This window comes from Streptomyces sp. NPDC005195, from assembly GCF_040608315.1.
GTDB classification, from domain to species: Bacteria; Actinomycetota; Actinomycetes; order Streptomycetales; family Streptomycetaceae; genus Streptomyces; species Streptomyces kaempferi.
The window spans coordinates 1-1,077 of the sequence record NZ_JBEXHZ010000393.1; the positions used below are offsets into that span (position 1 = coordinate 1).

General features: G+C 74.9%; 1 protein-coding gene. It reads right to left on the bottom strand.

Features of this window, described 5'->3' with window-relative positions; all coding sequences use genetic code 11:
- On the bottom strand, positions 1-855 hold an 855-nt coding region (locus tag ABZV34_RS39885), incomplete at its 3' end, for a histidine phosphatase family protein (protein WP_356288342.1).
- Positions 856-1,077: the final 222 nt, after the last annotated feature.

Genomic DNA, 1,077 nt, shown 5'->3' on the forward strand with positions numbered 1-1,077 from the left:
GCGCACCCGGCACCGCCCGCACACCCGGTGGCCACCCGTGCTCAGCGGCTCCCGCCCTCGGGCGGCAAGGGCCCGGCCCACCGGCCAGGCGCCCGCTGTGGCGGCACCGCCGGCCCTGTTCTCCTGGCCGTGCGGCCTGCTCGGTTGCAGGGTCCGGGCAGTGCGGTCGGAGGGCGTCACCCGGGCGACGAGGTCGTACCACTCGTCGCTCACCGCGTCGCCCCGCAAAGGGGCCGTGCGTCCCTGCGGGGCGTCACACGGCATGGGTACGGTGCGACTCGTGCCGGCTCGTTCAGCGGCGAGCCGACCGGGCCGGACGTTCCAGCGGCCCTCTCGCAGGTTCAGGGAGACCGTGGACAGGGGTGGCACCTCGAAGTGCCAGAAGGCGGTCGCCGGCGCGGACAGCGCGTGGACGAGCGCGGCCCGGACGACGGCCGGTTCGGTGATGATCAGAGCCTGGTCCATGAACGGCGGCACGCTGCTCAGCCAGTGCGCGACGCGGCGGCAGAGCTGTCGTACGGACTCGCCTCCGTGCGGCGTCGCGTCCGGGTCCGTGAGCCGGCTCGCGTAACCGTAGGGGTTGTCCTCCACGACCTCACGGACGGTGCGGCCACGCCAGACGCCGTAGTCGAAGTCGCACAGTGCGGGCTCGGGTGTGGCGTCCAGTCCGAGCGCGTCGGCGGTCAGCGCGCAGCGGTCCGACGGCGCCCGGACGACCGGGGAGTACGGAGGGAGCGTCGCGCCGACGGCACGCGCTTCATCCAGTCCGTGCTCGCTCGGGGGGCCGTCACCGAAGACCGCGCTCCCGCCGGTGTCCCCGGCCGTAGCGCACATGAACGTCAGGCGGACCGACATCGGCGTACCTCCTTGACTGGCCCGGCTCGGGCGCCGGACGGTGTGAGTTCGTCGCCGACCGCGGGTGCCGTCGGGAGGTCGTGCCGCGTCAGGGGGATCCCGGCCGTCCACCGAGGGATCGGCGTCGGGACCGACGCGGACCGCGAACACGCCGGGCACCGCAGGACCGAGGGCAAGGTCCAGGCCGGCCGCCCGGCCGACGCGAGGCCGAAGGGGGACGGC